Source organism: Pseudomonas sp. NPDC098747 (genome assembly GCF_044760045.1).
Classification (GTDB): domain Bacteria; phylum Pseudomonadota; class Gammaproteobacteria; order Pseudomonadales; family Pseudomonadaceae; genus Aquipseudomonas.
Genome location: NZ_JBIWAL010000016.1, coordinates 73,499 through 91,313 on the forward strand (window position 1 = coordinate 73,499; position 17,815 = coordinate 91,313).

Consider the following 17,815-nt stretch of genomic DNA (forward strand, 5'->3'; position numbering starts at 1 on the left):
TCAGCTTGTTTGCGCCGCCTTGGCGGCTTGTAGCTGGCGAGCCTGTTCGGCCAGACGAGCCTTTTCCTCGGGGCTCATCGCCTCCATGCGCAAGCGCACCTGGGCGATTTTCTCCAACTGCCCCGGCGTGCTTTCCACGGCCCGCAAGGCCAGCGCCAAGGACGCCACAGTCGGATGATCGAAGACCAGCCCCGGATGAACCTCGCACTGCAACAACTTGCGAATCCCGGCCACCAGTTTGATCACCAGCAACGAATGGCCACCGGCGGCAAAAAAGTCGCGGTCGATGCCCAGGCGTTCATGCCCGAGCAACTGCGCCATGCGAGTTGCAAGCAATTGCTCCAGTGCGTCGCGCGGTGCGGCATATTCGTCATCCGCCGCCGTACCCGCCAATTGCTGCAACGACTTGCGGTCAATCTTGCCGTTGGCCAACCGTGGGAAACGCTCGATCAAATGCAGGTGCTGCGGCACCATCACACTCGGCAGACGCGCAGCCAGTTCCGCTCGCGCGGCGTCCAGCAAGCCCGCCGACATTCCCTGCTGCGCCACGACAAAGGCCAACAATCCCTGCTCCGCCGAGGCTGCCGGCAGCACCAAGGCTTCGGCAACCTGCGGCAGGCGCAAAAGCTCGGCTTCGATCTCCGTCAGTTCAATACGGAAACCGCGCACCTTGACCTGCTGATCACGTCGACCGTGCAACTGGATCGCGCCGTCTGCGCGATAACGCGCCAGGTCGCCAGTGCGGTACAGACGTTGCGCCGGATCAAACGGACTGTGGATAAACGTCTGCTCATCCGCCTCGACATTCAAATAGCCTCGGCACAGCTGCGCGCCGCCCAGATACAACTCACCCAGCACACCTGCCGGCGCCAGACGCAACTCAGCGTCCAGCACGTAAACCTGGTTATTGCCCAGCACTTGCGTCAACGCCGAACTATCGCTGACGGCGCCATGCAGATCCAACGGATGAATCATCACCCCGACCGTGGCCTCCGTCGGGCCGTAGTGGTTGAACACGCGGCAGTCGCTGCGCAAGCGCGCAATGCGTTCGATCAGCGTCGGCGCAATCGGCTCGCCGCCCAGCACCAGCGTGTCTGGCAGGCTCGACCGCTCGCTGTCGAGCAGCGCGGCGAGGTGCGACGGCACGATCTTCAGGCAATCGATCTGCCGCTGTTGCAGATACTCGGCAAACAACGCGCCGTCCTGCATCTGCTCATCGCTGGCGACATGCAGCGTCGCACCGTTGAACAACGCACCGAACAACGCCGTGTTGCCCAGATCCGCTGCCACCGTTGAACTGAAACCGACGTTTTTGCATTGCTCCAGCCCCAATGCCTGACTGGCTTGAGCCGTATAATTGAGCAGTTGCCGGTGTTCGATCACCACGCCTTTGGGCATGCCCGTGGAGCCTGAAGTAAACAGTACATAGGCGATGTCATGGCCCTGAGTGGCTAGCGCAGTTAATGGTTCTGACGATTGACTGAGGCCAGCCAAGGTCAGCACCATAAATGGCTGATCCTGCCATGCCGACAGATGCGTTGTATCGGTCAGCAGCATTGCAGCGCCGGCCTGTTCCAGCATCAACGCCTGACGCGCCTGTGGCCAGTGCACGTCCAGCGGCAGATAAGCCGCACCGATGCGCCAGCTCGCCAACATGGCGATCACCAGATCCGCCGAACGCGGCAACGCCAGCGCGACAATCGAACCCTCACCCAGCCCTTGGGCCTTGAGGCCTTGCGCGAGGGCGTCGACCCGGACTTGCAACTGGCCGTAGCTCAATTGCTCTAGCGTGTCAGTCAGGGCAACTGCATCCGGCGTACGGGTCGCCCAATCAGCGATGCGCTGCGGCAGGTAACGGCTATCGGCCAGGGTCTGCATCGACGGATTGATTGCCAGCAAACGCTGTTCTTCGGCGCGACCGAGCAGGTTGAGCTGCGCCAACGCGGTGTCCGGTGCGGCAATGATCGAGTCCAGCAACTCGCCGAACTGTTCCAGCACGACGCCGGCCGTTGCCGGTGAATAACGCGAATTGGCGTACAGCAGCTCCACCGCTGCCAGTTGCTGCGCATCGTTCAGTTGCACCTGCAACAGCAACTCGAATGCATCCGGCTGCACAGTTACGGCAGCAGATGGCGACCAGCGCAAACCGCCGCTGCTGTCGATCCGACTAATCTGTGCAAGGGCAAAACCGTAGGCCGGGCGCGCCGCGTCGGGCGCAAGTTCCGCAGTCCAGTACTCTTGCCAGGTGCGCTGTTCTTCAAGACGTGCCGCCAGTTGTACCAACCAATCGCTGAACGTCACGCTGGCAGGCAACGCAACAGACAGCGGCAAGGTTTTCTCGAACACGCCCACGGCATTGGCGAAGTATTCATAGTCGCTGCGACTGTCATGGCGCACACCAACCAACGCTTGCTCAAGTCCGCTCAACCGTCCCAGCAATACCCACCAGGCGCCTTGCAGCAGCGTGGCAACGGGCTGACCGAGTTGCTCGGCCAAGGCCTGCAAGGCTTGGCGCTGCGCCGATTGCAGCGGCAACGACAGGCGCGTGTCGGCTGCGGCCCTTTCCACACTTGTGCTGCGTGCGGCCAGCCATGGCGTGGCGATGTCCGCCTGCACACCTTGCAACTGTTGCTGCCAGTAAGTGCGGGCAGTGCCGGCGTCTTCATCGAGCACCACTTCACTGCGCCATTCCAGGTACTGCGCAAACTCGCCCGGTGCCTCGTCTTCCTCAGTCTGGTCGCCGGCGTAGGCTTGCTGCACTTGCTCAAGCAGCAGATTCAGCGATAACGCATCGGCGCTGTAACGCGCGACACCCAGTACAAGCTGCCATTGCTGAGGCGCCAGACGATAAAGTACCGCCTCGACGCTTGCCGATTCGCCCACGACAAAAGCGCGGCCCATCGATTCGATGATCTGCGCCTGGACTTCCTCGGCACGCTGCTCGCCCGCCTGAATCGTCAACGGAAAGCGTCCGACGTCCGACACAGCCTGGCGCAAGCCATGGAAACCGGCGACTTTGCCCAGCCGCGCCAGCAGCATCGGCTGTTGCGCCAGCAGCGTATCGAACGCGGCCTGCAAGCGCTGCGGATCGAGGTCGCCCTCAATGATCACGCTCAACCAGCGCAACGCCTCACCACAGGTCGCCGTGTTCGACAGCTGCTCAAGCAGCGCCTGTTGCTCAGGCGTCAGGGCGAAACCCGGATCCTGTGCGTCCATCATGACCTCGTTCATGCTCCGCTTTCCTCGGTGTTCAATGCGCCACGCGCGGTTTTTCCGGGCTTCAGGCTGCTGTGGTCATACATGTCGCCCATGGCCACGACAATTTTGCGCGGGCCTTCGAACGGATCACGGGCGTGAGCCACCAGCATGTTGTCGAGCAGAATCGCATCGCCTTTTTGCCAGTCGAAACGCACGGCGCACGCTTCGTATAAATCGCCGATGCGCTGCATCACTTCGTCTTCGATCGGTGTGCCGTCACCGTAATACACGTGACGCGGCATGCGTTCGGCGCCGAACATCGCCAACAGGTCTTCACGCACATCCGGCTCCAGCCAGTAGATGTGATGCAACTGCACCTGATTGAAGAACGACTTGGCGCCGGTAATCGGGTGACGGATCACCGCCGGCCCCGGTGTGCGGGTTTGCAGTTCGTTGTTGTCGAGCCAGCGCCACTCGATGCCGCCAGCCCGGCAACGGGCCTCGACTTCGGCGCGGTCTTCGGTCTTGAAGAAATGCTGCCACGACACGTCGAGGTTATCGGTGAAGGTGCGCACATAAAGCAGACCTTTGGCCTCGAATTTGTCACGCAGGTCCGCCGGCATTTTTTCGTACATCAAACGGCAGTCGACAACCGGTGTCGCCCCGCCCACGGGCGCGGCCTGCTCGCAATAGAACATCTGCTTGCGCGGCCAGCGATCCTGATGGGAGCTCTCGTTGTGGAACAGGATCATCTTGCGTTCCGGGTACGGCGTGGATCGGTAAGTATTCTTGCCGCCCTCCTTCTTCGGCAGGTCGCCGTACTGGCCGTACAGGCCCGGTTGAATCGCTTCGGCGAACGCTTCAAAACCCTGAATGCCGTCGAGCTCGAAACCACGGAACAGAATGCCGGCGTGGGTGGCGAGTTTCTCGTCGATCAGCGGGCGGTTGTTCTTGATCCACTCGATCAAGTCCAGTTGCGGCTCGTTCGGCTCCACCAGCAGCGGGAACGGCTGGGGCGCGGCGATCAGTGATTCGCGGATCGGCGCCGGGCGAACCTTGGACACCGGCGCGGCACCGCGCTTGAGGAACTTGCCGAGTTTGTCGGACTTGGGCCCGGGCGCAGCCGGTTTGGCGGCCACGGCTAAATTGTCGACTGGCATGCTGATAGCTCCCAATTGAATGTCCTGATCAGCGACGATCTGTTCCAACAGGGCTATCCAGGCCTTCACCAGGTACTGAATGCGCTCGTGTCCGAACAAGGTTGTGGCGAATTGCCAATTGCCCAGCAATTGCCCTTCTTCTTCGTCAACGAACAATGCCATGTCGAATTTAGAATGGGTCTGCAATGCCGCCAGCGGCTCGACGCTCAACCCCCCCATGGACTGGGTGCGGCCCGGCAGGTTGTTCATCACGAACAACACCTGCACCAGCGGGTTCATGCCCTTGTGCCGTGGCACGCCCGAGGTTTCGATGATCATGTCCAGCGGCAGGTCCTGATGCTCCAGCGCGCCGAGCAGGTTGTCCTGGGTGCGGGTGAGGAACGTGGCAAACGTCGTCGCCGCGTCGAAGCGTGAACGCAGCGGCAGCACGTTGACGAAGAACCCGATCAACCGCTCCAGCTCCGGTTGCTCGCGCCCGGCAACGTCGGCACCGACCACCACATCGGCGCCGTCGCCAAAGCGGTGCAGCAACACCTGGAACGACGCCAGCAACGTGCTGTACAACGTCACGCCGGCCTCGGTGGAGACCTTGCGCAAAGCCTGGCTCAACGCCGTCGGCAGATGGAACTGCACGGCGTCACCGTCGTACGAAGCCACTGCCCCGCGCGGCGTGTCCAAAGGCAGGTTGAGCTGCCCGCTGTAACCGCCGAGCGTGTCTTTCCAGTAAGCCGCCTGCTGTCCAAGAATCCCTTTGCGCTCCAGTTCCTGTTGCCACAGGGCGAAGTCGGAATACTGCACTTCCAGCGCCGGCAACGGCGTGGCATCCCCGGCCTTGCTCAACTCGTAGATCTGCACCAACTCGTTGACCAGCACGCCCATCGACCAACCGTCAGAGATGATGTGATGCATCGAGAACAGCAACACATGCTCGGTGGCCGACAGATGCAGAATGCGCCCGCGCCACAATGGCGCCTGTTCCAGATCGATCGGTGTGCGCGCGTTATCCAGCGCCGCTTGCGCGACGTGTTCTTCCTGGGCACTGCGCGACAGACCGGACAAATCAAGTACCGGGAAGTCGACGTTTACCTGCTCGCAGATCAACGCAATCGGATCACCTTCATCGTCCTGGGAATACGCAGTGCGCAGCACTTCATGGCGGCGCACCACTTCGGCGTAGCTGCTCATGAAGCGCTCGATCGACAACTCGCCGCGCAAGCGCAAGGCCAGCGGCATGCCATACGCCGCGCTGCCACCGGACAACTGCTCGGCAACCCACAAGCGGCGCTGTACCAGCGACAACGGTGCCGTCGACTTGGCGCCCCAGGCCTTGAGTGGCACGGCCTGGCTGGCCGAACCGGCGTCGGTTTGGGTCTGTTCCTGAGCCATCCACGCCGCCAGATCCTTGAGGCGTGGATAGTTGAACAGATCGCGCAGGCTCAACGTGCCAGTCGTCAGTTTGCGCAGGCGCGACACCGCTTGCGTGGCGAGCAGCGAGTGCCCACCCAACTCGAAGAAATGGTCTTCGCGACTCACCTGATCGAGTTCCAGCACGCCCTGCCAGATCGCTGCAATCTGTTGTTCCAGCTCACCGACCGGGGCCACGAAATCTCCCGCAGCGACAACGCTATCGACGCCTGGCAAGGCCTTGCGATCGATTTTGCCGTTGGCCGTCAAGGGCAGGCTGGCAAGTAACAGCACGTGCGCCGGAATCATGTAGTCCGGCAGATTTTCCTTGAGTTCGGCACGTACGCGGTCACGCCACAGGCCTTGTTCGGCCGGACTGGCCTGGAGCAGTGCAGCGTCGTCAGGCACCAGCCATGCAACCAGTTGCTGACCGCTTATGCCCGGTTGCGCCAGCACCAATGCCTGGCCCACGGTTGCGATCTGCATCAGACGGGCTTCGATTTCACCAAGCTCGATACGGAACCCGCGAATCTTCACCTGATGGTCGATTCGCCCGACGTACTCGATCACGCCATCGGCGCGGTAACGCGCCAGGTCGCCAGTGCGATACAGGCGCCCGCCATCAGCCGCGAACGGATCAGGAATGAAGCGCAACGCAGTCAGGTCAGGCCGGTTCAGATAACCCCGTGCCAGCCCCGCGCGCCCGACGTACAGCTCACCGATGCACCCCTTGACGACCGGGTTCAGATCGCCATCGAGCAAGTACCACGACAGGTCCGGGATCGGCTCGCCAATCGGGCTGCTGGCGTCACTCTGCAAATCGGCCAAGGAAACTGGACGATAGGTCACGTGCACGGTGGTTTCGGTGATGCCGTACATGTTGATCAGTTGTGGGGCCTGGTCGCCAAAACGCTCGAACCATGGACGCAGGCTCTCGACCTCCAGCGCCTCACCACCGAACACCACGTAACGCAGGGACGATTGCGCTGCCGCGTGTTCCGAGGCGCACGCCACTTGCATCAGTTGCTTGAACGCCGACGGCGTCTGGTTGAGCACCGTAATCCCTTCGCGGCACAGCAACGCATGGAAATCTTCCGGCGAACGGCTGACCTCGTAAGGCACCACCACCAGTTTGCCGCCGTACAGCAACGCACCGAAAATCTCCCACACCGAGAAGTCGAACGCATAGGAATGGAACAGGCTCCAGACATCCTGCGGGCCGAAATCGAACCACGCGTCGGTAGCCTTGAACAGGCGCAGCACGTTGTGATGGGCGAGCAAGGCACCTTTCGGCTGACCGGTCGAACCCGAGGTGTAAATTACGTAAGCCAGATTATCCGGGCTCATGCGCACCTGCGGGTTACTGTCGCTGTAGCCTTCGAGGCCGTCGCGATCCTGATCGAGCATCAGGCTGCGCACGCTATCCGGCACCGGCAGACGATCCAGAAGATGATGTTGCGTCAGCAGCAATTCGATGCCGCTGTCGCCAATCATGTAGGTCAGACGATCTTGCGGATAGCTCGGATCGAGCGGCACATAGGCGCCACCGGCCTTGAGAATCGCCAGCAGACCGACCAGCATTTCCAGGCTGCGCTCCACCGCCAGACCGACGCGCACGTCCGGGCCGACGCCACTGGCGATCAGCTTGTGGGCCAATTGGTTGGCGCGACGGTTGAGCTCGCCGTAGCTTAGTGTTTGCTCGGCAAAGGTCACGGCAATCGCCTGCGGGGCGCGCTCGGCTTGCGCCTCGATCAATTGATGCAGGCAGGCTTCGCTCGGGAAGTCGGCCACGGCCGGATTCCAGTCCTGCAGCATTTGTCGCTCGTCAGCCGCATCCAGCAGCTTCCACTCGCCCAGGCAACGATCAGCGCTGGCGCTCATGCCGGTCAGGAGCTGTTGCAACTGCGTCGCCATTTTGACCACGGTGTCGGCGGCAAAGCTTGCGTGCTGATAGCTGAAGTGCACGGTCAACTGCTCATCCAGGTTGACCATCAACGTCAGCGCATAGTTGGTCTGCTCATGACGCTCGACATCGCCAAAGCGCAGGTCGTCCGACGCGGCTTGTTGCAAGGCTTCGGCAATCGGGTAGTTCTCGAACACCAGAATGTTGTCGAACAACGCCTCGCCGCTCTGCCCGGCCCATCGCTGTATGTCGAACAGCGGTGTGTGTTCCTGCTCGCGCAGCAACAGATTCTGCGCCTGCACCTGTTGCAACCATTGCGCCAACGGCTGCTCGGCACGCGGGCTGGCGATGATCGGCAAGGTGTTGATGAACAGACCGATCTGGCCTTCGACCCCGCTCAACTGCGCCGGGCGACCCGATACGGTGGCACCAAACGCAACGGTGTCTTGCCCGGTGTAGCGCTGCAACAGCAACAACCATGCGGCTTGCACCAGCGTGTTGACCGTGACTTTTTGCGCACGGGCGAAGCTATTCAGTTCAGCGGTCACGTCGCTGTCCAGTGTGAGCAAATGCTCGCCCTGGCCTGCAACCGTGGTGTCAGCGCTGCGGGCCACGGCATCGGCCAGATAGGTCGGTGTCTCGAAGTCGGCCAACTGGCCCTTCCAGAAGTTTTCCGTGACCTGCGCGTCCTGCTGCGCCAGCCATTCGATGTAATCGCGATAACGCCCGGCCGCCATCACCGGCGCTTGACCGTGGTAGCGCTGCAAGACTTCACCGAGCAACTGCGAGTTGCTCCAGCCATCCATCAAAATATGGTGAGAGGTGTAAATCAGCTGATAACGCTCGGCCGCCACTCGCACCACCACCAGACGCAGCAACGGTGCCGCGTGCAGGTCAAAACCCTGCTGGCGCTGCGCAAGTTCCAGATCCTTCAGGGCCTGGGGCAAATCACTGCGATCACGCCAGTCGAGCACGCTGAACGGCACCTGCAAACCCTTGTGGATCACTTGCAGTGGACACGGCAGATCACCCTCCCAGACAAAACCGCTGCGCAGCACTTCATGGCTGTCCATCGCCGCTTGCCAGGCCTCACGAAAACGCTCGACCTGCAGGCCATCCACGGCAACGCACATCTGGTTGATGTAATCGCCCGACTGTTGCGCGTAGAGGGTGTGGAACAACATGCCCTGCTGCATCGGTGACAACGGATAGATGTCTTCGACCAAGTGTGGCGAGGTCGGCAAGCCGTCGAGCTGAGACTGAGTCAGCCGCGCCAACGGGAAGTCCGAGGGTGTCAGCCCCGACACGCCTGGGGTCAGGCAATGCTCGATCAGCGCCGCGAGTTCCTGGGCGTAATCATCGGCCAGCGCTTCGATCACCGCGCTGTCGAAGCGCTCCTTGCTGAAGGTCCAGCCGATGCTCAGTTCGCCGCCATACACCTGACCGTTAAGGGTCAGCCAGTTGCCCAACGGCGCGTCCGGGCTTTGATCGAGGCCGGCGTTATCCGGCGACGGTACGAACAGTGCGCCGTCGTCGCTTTCGAAACTGCCGTCGAACTGGCCCAGGTAGTTGAAGGTGATGCGCGGAGTCGGCAAGGCGCGCAGGCTGTCTTGCACTTGGGCATCACCGAGGTGACGCAACGCGCCGAAGCCAATGCCCTTGTTCGGGATCGAGCGCAGTTGCTCCTTGACCTGTTTGATCGAATCGCCCGGCAGTGCCGCAGCAGTGAGACGCACCGGGAACAGGCTGGTGAACCAGCCGACGGTACGGGTCAGGTCGACACCGTCGAACAACTCTTCACGACCATGACCTTCGAGCTGAATCAGCGTCGACGCCTGCCCGTTCCAGCGGCCAATCACGCGGGCCAATGCCGTCAGCAACAGGTCATTGACCTGAGTGCGATAAGCCGCCGGGGCTTCTTGCAGCAGTTGTCGGGTCAGCTCAGGACTCAAACGAGTCTGAACGGTCTGCGCCAGTCGATTTTGCTCGCCAGCGTCGGCGCGCTTGCACGGCAGATCAGCGCTGACATCGCTCAGGCAGGCCTGCCAGCAAGCCTGTTCGGCCTGCAACGCCGGGCTGTTGGCGTAACTCTGCAAGTGCTCGCTCCAGTCCTTGAAGGCGCTGGTTTTCGACGGCAAGTTCAGTGGCTGATCGTTGAGCAACTGCTGATAAGCGTTTTGCAAGTCTTCGAGCAGAATCCGCCATGACACCCCGTCCACCACCAGGTGATGGATCACCAATTGCAAGCGCTGAGTGCCGTCGGCCAGCGTCGCCAACACGGCACGCAGCAATGGCCCGTTTTGCAGGTCGAGGCTGCGTTGGGCGCGGTTGCCCAACGCTTCCAGCGCCACGGCATCGGCCACGTCTTCTTGCCAAAGCAGATTGTGTTGCTGGTCTTCAACCGCGCGGTGCCTGGCCTGCCAGACGCCGTCGTGCGCAGTGAAGCTCAGGCGCAAGGCGTCGTGATGGAGAACCAAGGCACGCAGCACGTGCTCGACCTTGGCGGCGTCCAGCGCCTGACGCGGTTTGAGCAGCACCGACTGGTTCCAGTGATGACGTTCCGGGATCGGGTCTTCGAAGAACTGCTGCTGAATCGGCAACAGCAGCGCAGCGCCGGTCACCGCTTGTTGATCGATCGTCGATTGCTCACCGCCCAATTGTGCGACCAGCGCCAGACGCTGCACGGTCTGGTGCTGGAACAGGTCTTTGGGATTGAGGCGAATACCGGCCTGACGTGCACGGCTGACCACTTGAATCGAAATGATCGAGTCGCCGCCCAGCTCAAAGAAGTTGTCGTTCAAACCGACTTGCGGCAGCTTCAGCACGTCCTGCCAAATGGCGGCCAGACGCTGTTCCAGTTCGCTTTGCGGCGCCTGATAGGCCTGCTGCGCCTGACTCGCGTCCGGCGACGGCAACGCGCTGCGGTTGAGTTTGCCGTTGCCGGTCAGCGGCAGTTGCGCCAGCAGCAACAGGTGCGCCGGGATCATGTGATCCGGCAGGTTTTCCTTGAGTTGGGCACGCACGTTGTCGCGCCATTGCGTCTGTTCGGCAGGGCTGGCTTCAAGCAATGCAACGTCGTCTGGCACCAGCCAGGCGACCAGTTGCTGACCGCTAAGACCCGGTTGCGCCAGCACCACAGCCTGGCGCACGGCGGCTTGTTCGAGCAATTGCGCTTCGATTTCGCCGAGCTCAATACGGAAGCCACGAATCTTCACCTGATGGTCGATTCGCCCAACGTATTCGATCACGCCATCGGCACGATAGCGCGCCAGGTCACCGGTACGATAAAGACGCCCGCCATCCGCGGCGAACGGATCAGCAATGAAGCGCAGCGCGGTCAGGTCAGGACGGTTCAGATAACCCCGCGCCAGACCGGCGCGCCCGACGTACAACTCACCGATGCAACCCTTGGCCACCGGGTTCAGGTCGCCGTCGAGCAAGTACCACGACAGGTCCTGGATCGGCTCGCCGATCGGGCTGCTGGCGTCACGTTGCAGATCAGCCATCGACAACGGACGGTAGGTCACGTGCACGGTGGTTTCGGTGATGCCATACATGTTGATCAGTTGCGGCGCCTGATCACCGAAGCGCTCGAACCATGGGCGCAGGCTCTTGACCTCCAGCGCCTCGCCGCCGAACACCACGTAACGCAGGGACGATTGCGCTGCTGCATGTTCCGGGGCGCAGGCCACTTGCATCAGTTGCTTGAACGCCGAAGGCGTCTGGTTGAGTACGGTGATGCCTTCACGGCACAGCAACGCATGGAAATCTTCCGGCGAACGGCTGACCTCGTAAGGCACCACCACCAGTTTGCCGCCGTACAACAGCGCACCGAAAATCTCCCACACGGAGAAGTCGAACGCGTAGGAATGGAACAGACTCCAGACATCAGCAGGGCCGAAATCGAACCACGCATCGGTGGCTTCGAACAGGCGCAAGACGTTGCGATGGGCGAGCAAAGTGCCCTTCGGCTGACCGGTCGAACCCGAGGTGTAAATCACGTAAGCCAGGTTGTCCGCGCTCATGCGCACTTGCGGGTTGTGGTCGCTGTAGCTTTCGAGACCGTCATGCTCCTGATCGAGCATCAGGCTGCGTACGCAATCGGGTACCGGCAGACGATCCAGCAGATGACTTTGCGTCAGCAGCAATTCGATGCCGCTGTCGCCGATCATGTAAGCCAGGCGATCTTGCGGATAGCTCGGATCGAGCGGCACATAGGCGCCGCCAGCCTTGAGAATCGCCAGCAGCCCGACCAGCATGTCCAGGCTGCGCTCCACCGCCAGACCGACGCGCACGTCCGGGCCGACACCATTGGCGATCAGCTTGTGGGCCAATTGGTTGGCGCGACTGTTGAGTTCGCCGTAGCTCAGCGTCTGCTCGGCACAGGTCACGGCAATCGCTTGCGGGGCGCGCTCGGCTTGCGCTTCGATCAGCTGATGCAGGCAGGCTTCGCTCGGGAAGTCAGCCACGGCCGGGTTCCACTGAAACAGAGTGGCTTGACGCTCGGCGCTGTCGTGCAGCGGTAACTCGGCGATGCGCTGGGTGCAATCGACGACGATGCCGTGCAGCAGATTCGTCCAGTGCTGCGCCAGGCGTTGCAAGGTGGTGGCGTCGAACAGGTCAGTGGCGTAAGTCAGTTCGGCCCAGACGTTATCGGCTGATTCGAACGTGTCCAGAGTCAGGTCGAATTGCGCCGTGTGCGAGGCCCAGCTCAGGCCTTCGATGGCGATCTGCGGCAGGCGTGTCGCACCGCGACCCTGTCGCGCCTGACTCTGGTGGTTGTGCAGCACCTGGAACAACGGGCTGTGGCTCAGGCTGCGTTGCGGCTGCAAGGCGTCGACCAGTTGCTCGAACGGCAGATCCTGATGGGCCTGGGCGCCAAGTACAGTGTTCTTCACTTGTTGCAGCAGGCTGCGGAACGTCTGCTGGCTGTCAAATTCGGCCTTGAGCACCTGAGTGTTGACGAAGAAGCCAATCAAACCTTCGGTCTCGACCCGATTGCGGTTGGCCACCGGCACGCCGACCCGGATGTCGGCCTGACCGCTGTAGCGATGCAGCAGGGTCTGAAACGACGCCAGCAACAGCGCAAACAGGGTGACGTTCTCGCGTTTTGCAACTTGCTTGAGGCCAGCGGCCAGTTCCGCGCTCAGCGGGATGTCCTGGCGCGCGCCGCGGTAGCTCTGCTCCGGCGGGCGCGGACGGTCGGTCGGCAGTTCGAGCAACGGCTGTTCGCCGTCGCCCAGTTGCGCCGTCCAGTAGCTCAGTTGACGCTCGCGTTCACCGGCATCCATCCACTGCCGTTGCCACACGGCGTAGTCGGCGTACTGCACCGGCAGTGCCGGCAATTGTGCGGTTTTGCCCTGGCTGTGCGCGGCATACAACGCCACCAGCTCATCGACCATGATGCCCATCGACCAGCCATCGGAAACGATGTGGTGCAAGGTAATGATCAGTGCATGGTCATCAGCGGCAATCCGCAACAGCTTGACCCGCAGCAACGGGCCTTTGTGCAGGTCGAACAGGTGCAGGGTTTCGGCGGCGACCAATGCTTGCAGCGCGTGATCGTCCAGTTCATCAGCCATATTTTCGACGGCAAGTTCCAGCGTCGCCTGGGCCTGGATCACTTGCAGGGTCTGGCCCTGCTCTTCCACAAAACAGGTGCGCAGGGATTCGTGACGGGCGATCAACGCATCGAAGCTGCGCTGCAACGCCGGCAAATCCAGTTCGCCACGCAGGCGCAAAGCAGCCGGCACATGATAGGCGGTGCTGGTCGGTTCCAGTTGCCAGAGGAACCATTGGCGTTCCTGGGCGTAGGACAATGTCAGCGGTTGCGAGCGCGGCAGCGCGATGATCGGCGGCTCCTGATGCGCTTGCTCGACCCCGAGGGCGGCGACGAAATCTGCCAGCGTGCTGTGTTCGAACAGCGTGCGCAGCGGCACTTGCACATTGAGTGCCTGACGTACCCGCGATATGACCTGAGTCACCAGCAGCGAATGGCCGCCGAGTTCGAAGAAGTTGTCGCCCAGCCCCACTTGCTCAAGTTTCAACACCGTTTGCCAGATCTCGGCGACGGTGTGCTGGGTGGCGGTCTGCGGCGCGATGTAGGTCGATTGCAACTGGCTTGCGTCGGGCGCCGGTAAGGCCTTGCGGTCGACTTTGCCGTTGGGGGTCAGCGGCAGTTGCGCGAGAAACAGCAGATGCGCCGGCACCATGTATTCCGGCAACTCGGCTTTGAGACTGGCCTTGAGCGCCGCGCGCAGATCGGCTTCGCCTTCAGCATCCAGCACAGTGCTGGAGGACGGCACAACATAGCCCACCAGTTGCGCGCCGGTCGGGCCATCCTGAGCGACGACGACGGTTTCGCGCACGCTGTCGAGCGCCAGCAGGCGCGCTTCGATCTCGCCCAATTCGATACGGAAACCACGGATTTTCACCTGATGGTCGATCCGACCGATGTACTCGATCACGCCTTCGGCGCGGTAACGGGTCAGGTCACCGGTGCGATAAACCCGTTCGCCGGTGCTCGAAAACGGGTCAGGCACAAAGCGCTCGGCCGTCAACGAAGGACGCTGGAAGTAACCCCGTGCCAGGCCATCGCCACCGATCAGCAATTCACCCGGAGCGCCGAGCGGGTTGAGTTCCAGGTCACTGCCGAGGATATACAACGCGGTGTTGTCGATAGGCTTGCCAAGGAACGGACGGCTATCGTCCGCGCTCAGCGGATGCAGCGCCGACCAGATAGTGGTCTCGGTCGGGCCATAGAGGTTCCAGACCTTTGGCGAGCGCGCGAGCATGCGTTGCGCGAGTTCCTGTGGCAGCGCTTCACCGCCACACAGAAAGGTGCGGCCGTTGAGGGTGGCGGCGTGCTCGTTGTCCAGCAGCATGCGCCAGGTCGACGGCGTGGCTTGCAGCATGCTCACGGCGTGGCGGGCGATCAGTTCGAGCACCGCTTGCGGGTCCTGATGCACGTCTTTGCCGGTCAAGACCACGGCGGCACCGGCCAGCAACGGGCCGTAGATTTCCAGGCCGAAAATATCGAATGAGAACGTGGTCAGCGAGAGCATGCGATCAGTCGCGACGATGCCTGGTTGCTCGACCATGCTCGCGACAAAATTGCTCACCGCCGCATGACGCACCATCACGCCTTTCGGTTTGCCGGTGGAGCCGGAGGTGTAAATCGTATAGGCCAGGTGTTCGCCGCTCACCGCTACAACGGGGGCGCTGGTCGGGTATGCCGCCAGCCAGTCCTGCGGTTGGTCCAGCAGCAAAGTCTGCACCCCCACCGGGATCGGCAACTGCGTCTGCAAATGCGACTGGGTCAGCAGCAATTGCAGACCACTGTCCTCGATCATGTAGGCCAGGCGATCTTGCGGATAGGCTGGGTCCAGCGGTACATAAGTGCCGCCGGCCTTGAGAATCGCCAGCAGGCCGACGATCATTTCCACGCTGCGCTCGACGGCGATACCGACCAGTCGGTCCGGACCTACGCCAAGCTCGATCAGCTTGTGCGCGAGCTGGTTGGCGCGAGTCTCCAGTTGAGCGTAGGTCAGCACCTCTTCGCCAACGATCAGTGCCGTGGCATCAGGCGTTTGCTGTGCCTGCAAGGCGATGCGTTGATGTACGCACGGCGCCGGCGCGGCGTGATCGACCACGCGGCGCCAGTCCTGCACCAGCATTTGATGTTCGGTATTTTCCAGCAGTGGCAATTCACCGATGCGCTGGTGCGGCGCGGTGACAATGCCCTGCAGCAAATTGAGCCAGTGGCGGGCCAGACGCTCGATGGTTTCAGGCTTGAACAGGTCGGTGGCGTAAGTCAGTTCCGCCGCTACGCCTTCACTGGATTCGTAGGTGCCCAGCGTCAGGTCAAACTGCGCGGTACGGCCCTCCCAGACGATGTCCTCGACACTCAGGTGCGGCAGTTGCACCAGGCTCTGGCGCTGGGCCTGGTCGTTGACCGCCTGATGGTTGTACATCACCTGGAACACCGGGCTGTGGCTCAGGCTTCGCTCGGGTTGCAGGGCTTCGATCAGTTGTTCGAACGGCAGATCCTGATGGGCCTGAGCAGCCATGGCCGATTGCTTGACTTGCGCCAGCAACTGGTTGAATGGCAGTTGCCCGTGAACCTCGGCATTCAGTACCTGGGTGTTGACGAAGAAGCCGATCAGGCCTTCGGTTTCGACCCGGTTGCGGTTGGACGTCGGCACGCCAACGCGAATCTGCGACTGGCCGCTGTAGCGGTGCAGCAAGGCCTGGAACGAAGCCAGCAACACCATGAACAGGCTGGCGCCTTCGCGCTGGGCCAGTTGCTTGAGGGCATCACCCAGGGCCGATGGCATTTGCAGGTCGAGGCGCGCGCCGCGAAAACTTTGCACCGCCGGACGCGGATGATCGATCGGCAACTCCAGCACCGGATGCTCACCGCCGAGGGTGTCGATCCAGTACGCCAATTGCCGCTCGCGCTCGCCCGCCTCCAGCCAGTGGCGCTGCCAGATCGCATAGTCGGCGTACTGCACAGGCAGCGGCGGCAGGCTCAGCGTCTGACCGCTGGTGTCGGCCGCATAATGTTTGATCAGCTCACCGACCAGCACTTGCATTGACCAGCCATCGGAGATGATGTGATGCTGGATCAGCGCCAGCACATGGTCATCTTCCGCAACTTTCAGCAAAGAAACGCGCAGCAGCGGGCCCTGTTGCAGGTTGAACGGTCGGGCAGTTTCGTTTTCGACGAAAGCCTTGATCGCGGCGTCCGTGCCAGCGGCGTCGAGGCCTGCCGGCAACGGTGCCAGCGAGATGCTCAGCGGCAGTTTTGGATGAATCACCTGACAGAAGGTTTCGCCCTGCTCGGCGAAGGTGGTGCGCAAGCTTTCGTGGCGTGCCACCAGCGCATTGAAACTGCGCTCAAGCGCGGCGATATCGAGTTGGCCCTTGAGGCGCAAGGCGCTGGGGATGTGATACGCGGTGCTGTGCGGGTCCATTTGCCAGAGGAACAACTGGCGTTCCTGGGCGTAGGACAGCGGGATCGCTTCGAAGCTTGAGCGCGTCTCTGGAATCGGCAGATTGGCCGGAGAGACGCCCTCTTCGAGCATCTTTTCCAGGTACAGCTTACGTTTGTCCAGCGGCAGAGTGATAAAGCGCTTGGCAATCCTCAAAGCTACACTCGTGTCCATCAGACTTCCTCCATATCGTCAAGCAGGGCTTCCAGCTTGCTCAGTTTCTGTTCGTTGATTGCCCCGCCTCCTGTATTGAGGTGAGCGACAAAATCGCTCAGGACGGGGTGCTGGAATAACAGTTGCGGCGTCAACGTCAGGCCCAGTTCCAGGGCCATGCGCGACACCACGTTGACCGCCAGCAGCGAGTGCCCGCCCAGTTCGAAGAAGTGATCGTTGAGACCGATGCGTTCGACGTCGAGCACTTGCTGCCAGATCGCCGCGACCTGCTGCTCAAGCTCTGTGTGCGGCGCGACATACGCGGCCTGCATCTGGCTGGCATCCACCGCGGGTAGCGCCTTGCGGTCGAGCTTGCCGTTGGGGGTCAGGGGCAACTGCTCAAGAAACAGCAGATGCGCGGGAATCATGTAGTCAGGTAACGAAGACTTGAGGCCAGTCTTTAGTCCGTCGCGCAGCAGCCGCTGCGCTTGGCCGTCGTACAGATCCAGTTGCGGGGCGACCACATAGGCCACCAGTTGCGCGCCGCTCGCGCTTTCGACGGCCAGCACCGCCGCTTCGGTGACCGATGGCTGAGCGAGCAATCGCGCCTCGATCTCCCCCAGTTCGATGCGGAATCCGCGAATTTTCACCTGATGGTCGATCCGCCCCATGTACTCCAGTTCGCCGTCCTCGCGCTGGCGAATCAGGTCGCCGGTGCGATACAGACGCTCGCCATTGGCGACGAACGGGCTCGGCACAAAGCGTTCGGCGGTCATCGCCGCACGACCCAGATAACCGCGGGTGATGCCGGCACCGGACAGGTACAGCTCCGCCGAAACGCCCTGAGGCACCGCGTGCAGATCGGCATCGAGCAAATAGCTGGCACTGTGATCGAGGGCCCGACCGATACGTGCCTGTCCACCAGAACGGCGGCGGGTCCAGGTCGAATAGGTGGTGTCTTCCGATGGGCCGTACAGGTCGTAGACGTGTTCGACGGTTGTCTG

3 protein-coding genes (1 of these 3 only partly in view) are annotated in these 17,815 nt (G+C 61.9%); all 3 read right to left on the reverse strand.

Features of this window, described 5'->3' with window-relative positions:
* Tightly spaced (each overlapping or abutting the next), the 3 genes in view from ACIQVE_RS12770 to ACIQVE_RS12780 form a layout consistent with a single transcriptional unit that may run on beyond the window.
* Positions 1-3,231: an amino acid adenylation domain-containing protein gene (locus ACIQVE_RS12770; protein ID WP_402808571.1), complete on the reverse strand. Its 3,231-nt coding sequence runs from the start codon at positions 3,229-3,231 to the stop codon at positions 1-3.
* Entirely contained in the window at positions 3,228-16,832 is a 13,605-nt protein-coding gene (locus ACIQVE_RS12775; RefSeq protein ID WP_402808573.1) for a non-ribosomal peptide synthase/polyketide synthase, read from the reverse strand. Before ACIQVE_RS12775 ends, ACIQVE_RS12770 begins: the two co-directional genes overlap by 4 nt.
* Positions 16,832-17,815: the final stretch of a non-ribosomal peptide synthase/polyketide synthase gene (locus ACIQVE_RS12780; protein ID WP_402808575.1), read on the reverse strand. 11,430 nt of this gene lie beyond the right edge of the window; 984 of the gene's 12,414 nt are visible here — the last part of the coding sequence; its start codon lies off the right edge, out of view; it ends in the stop codon at positions 16,832-16,834. The genes ACIQVE_RS12775 and ACIQVE_RS12780 overlap by 1 nt, the downstream gene beginning before the upstream one ends.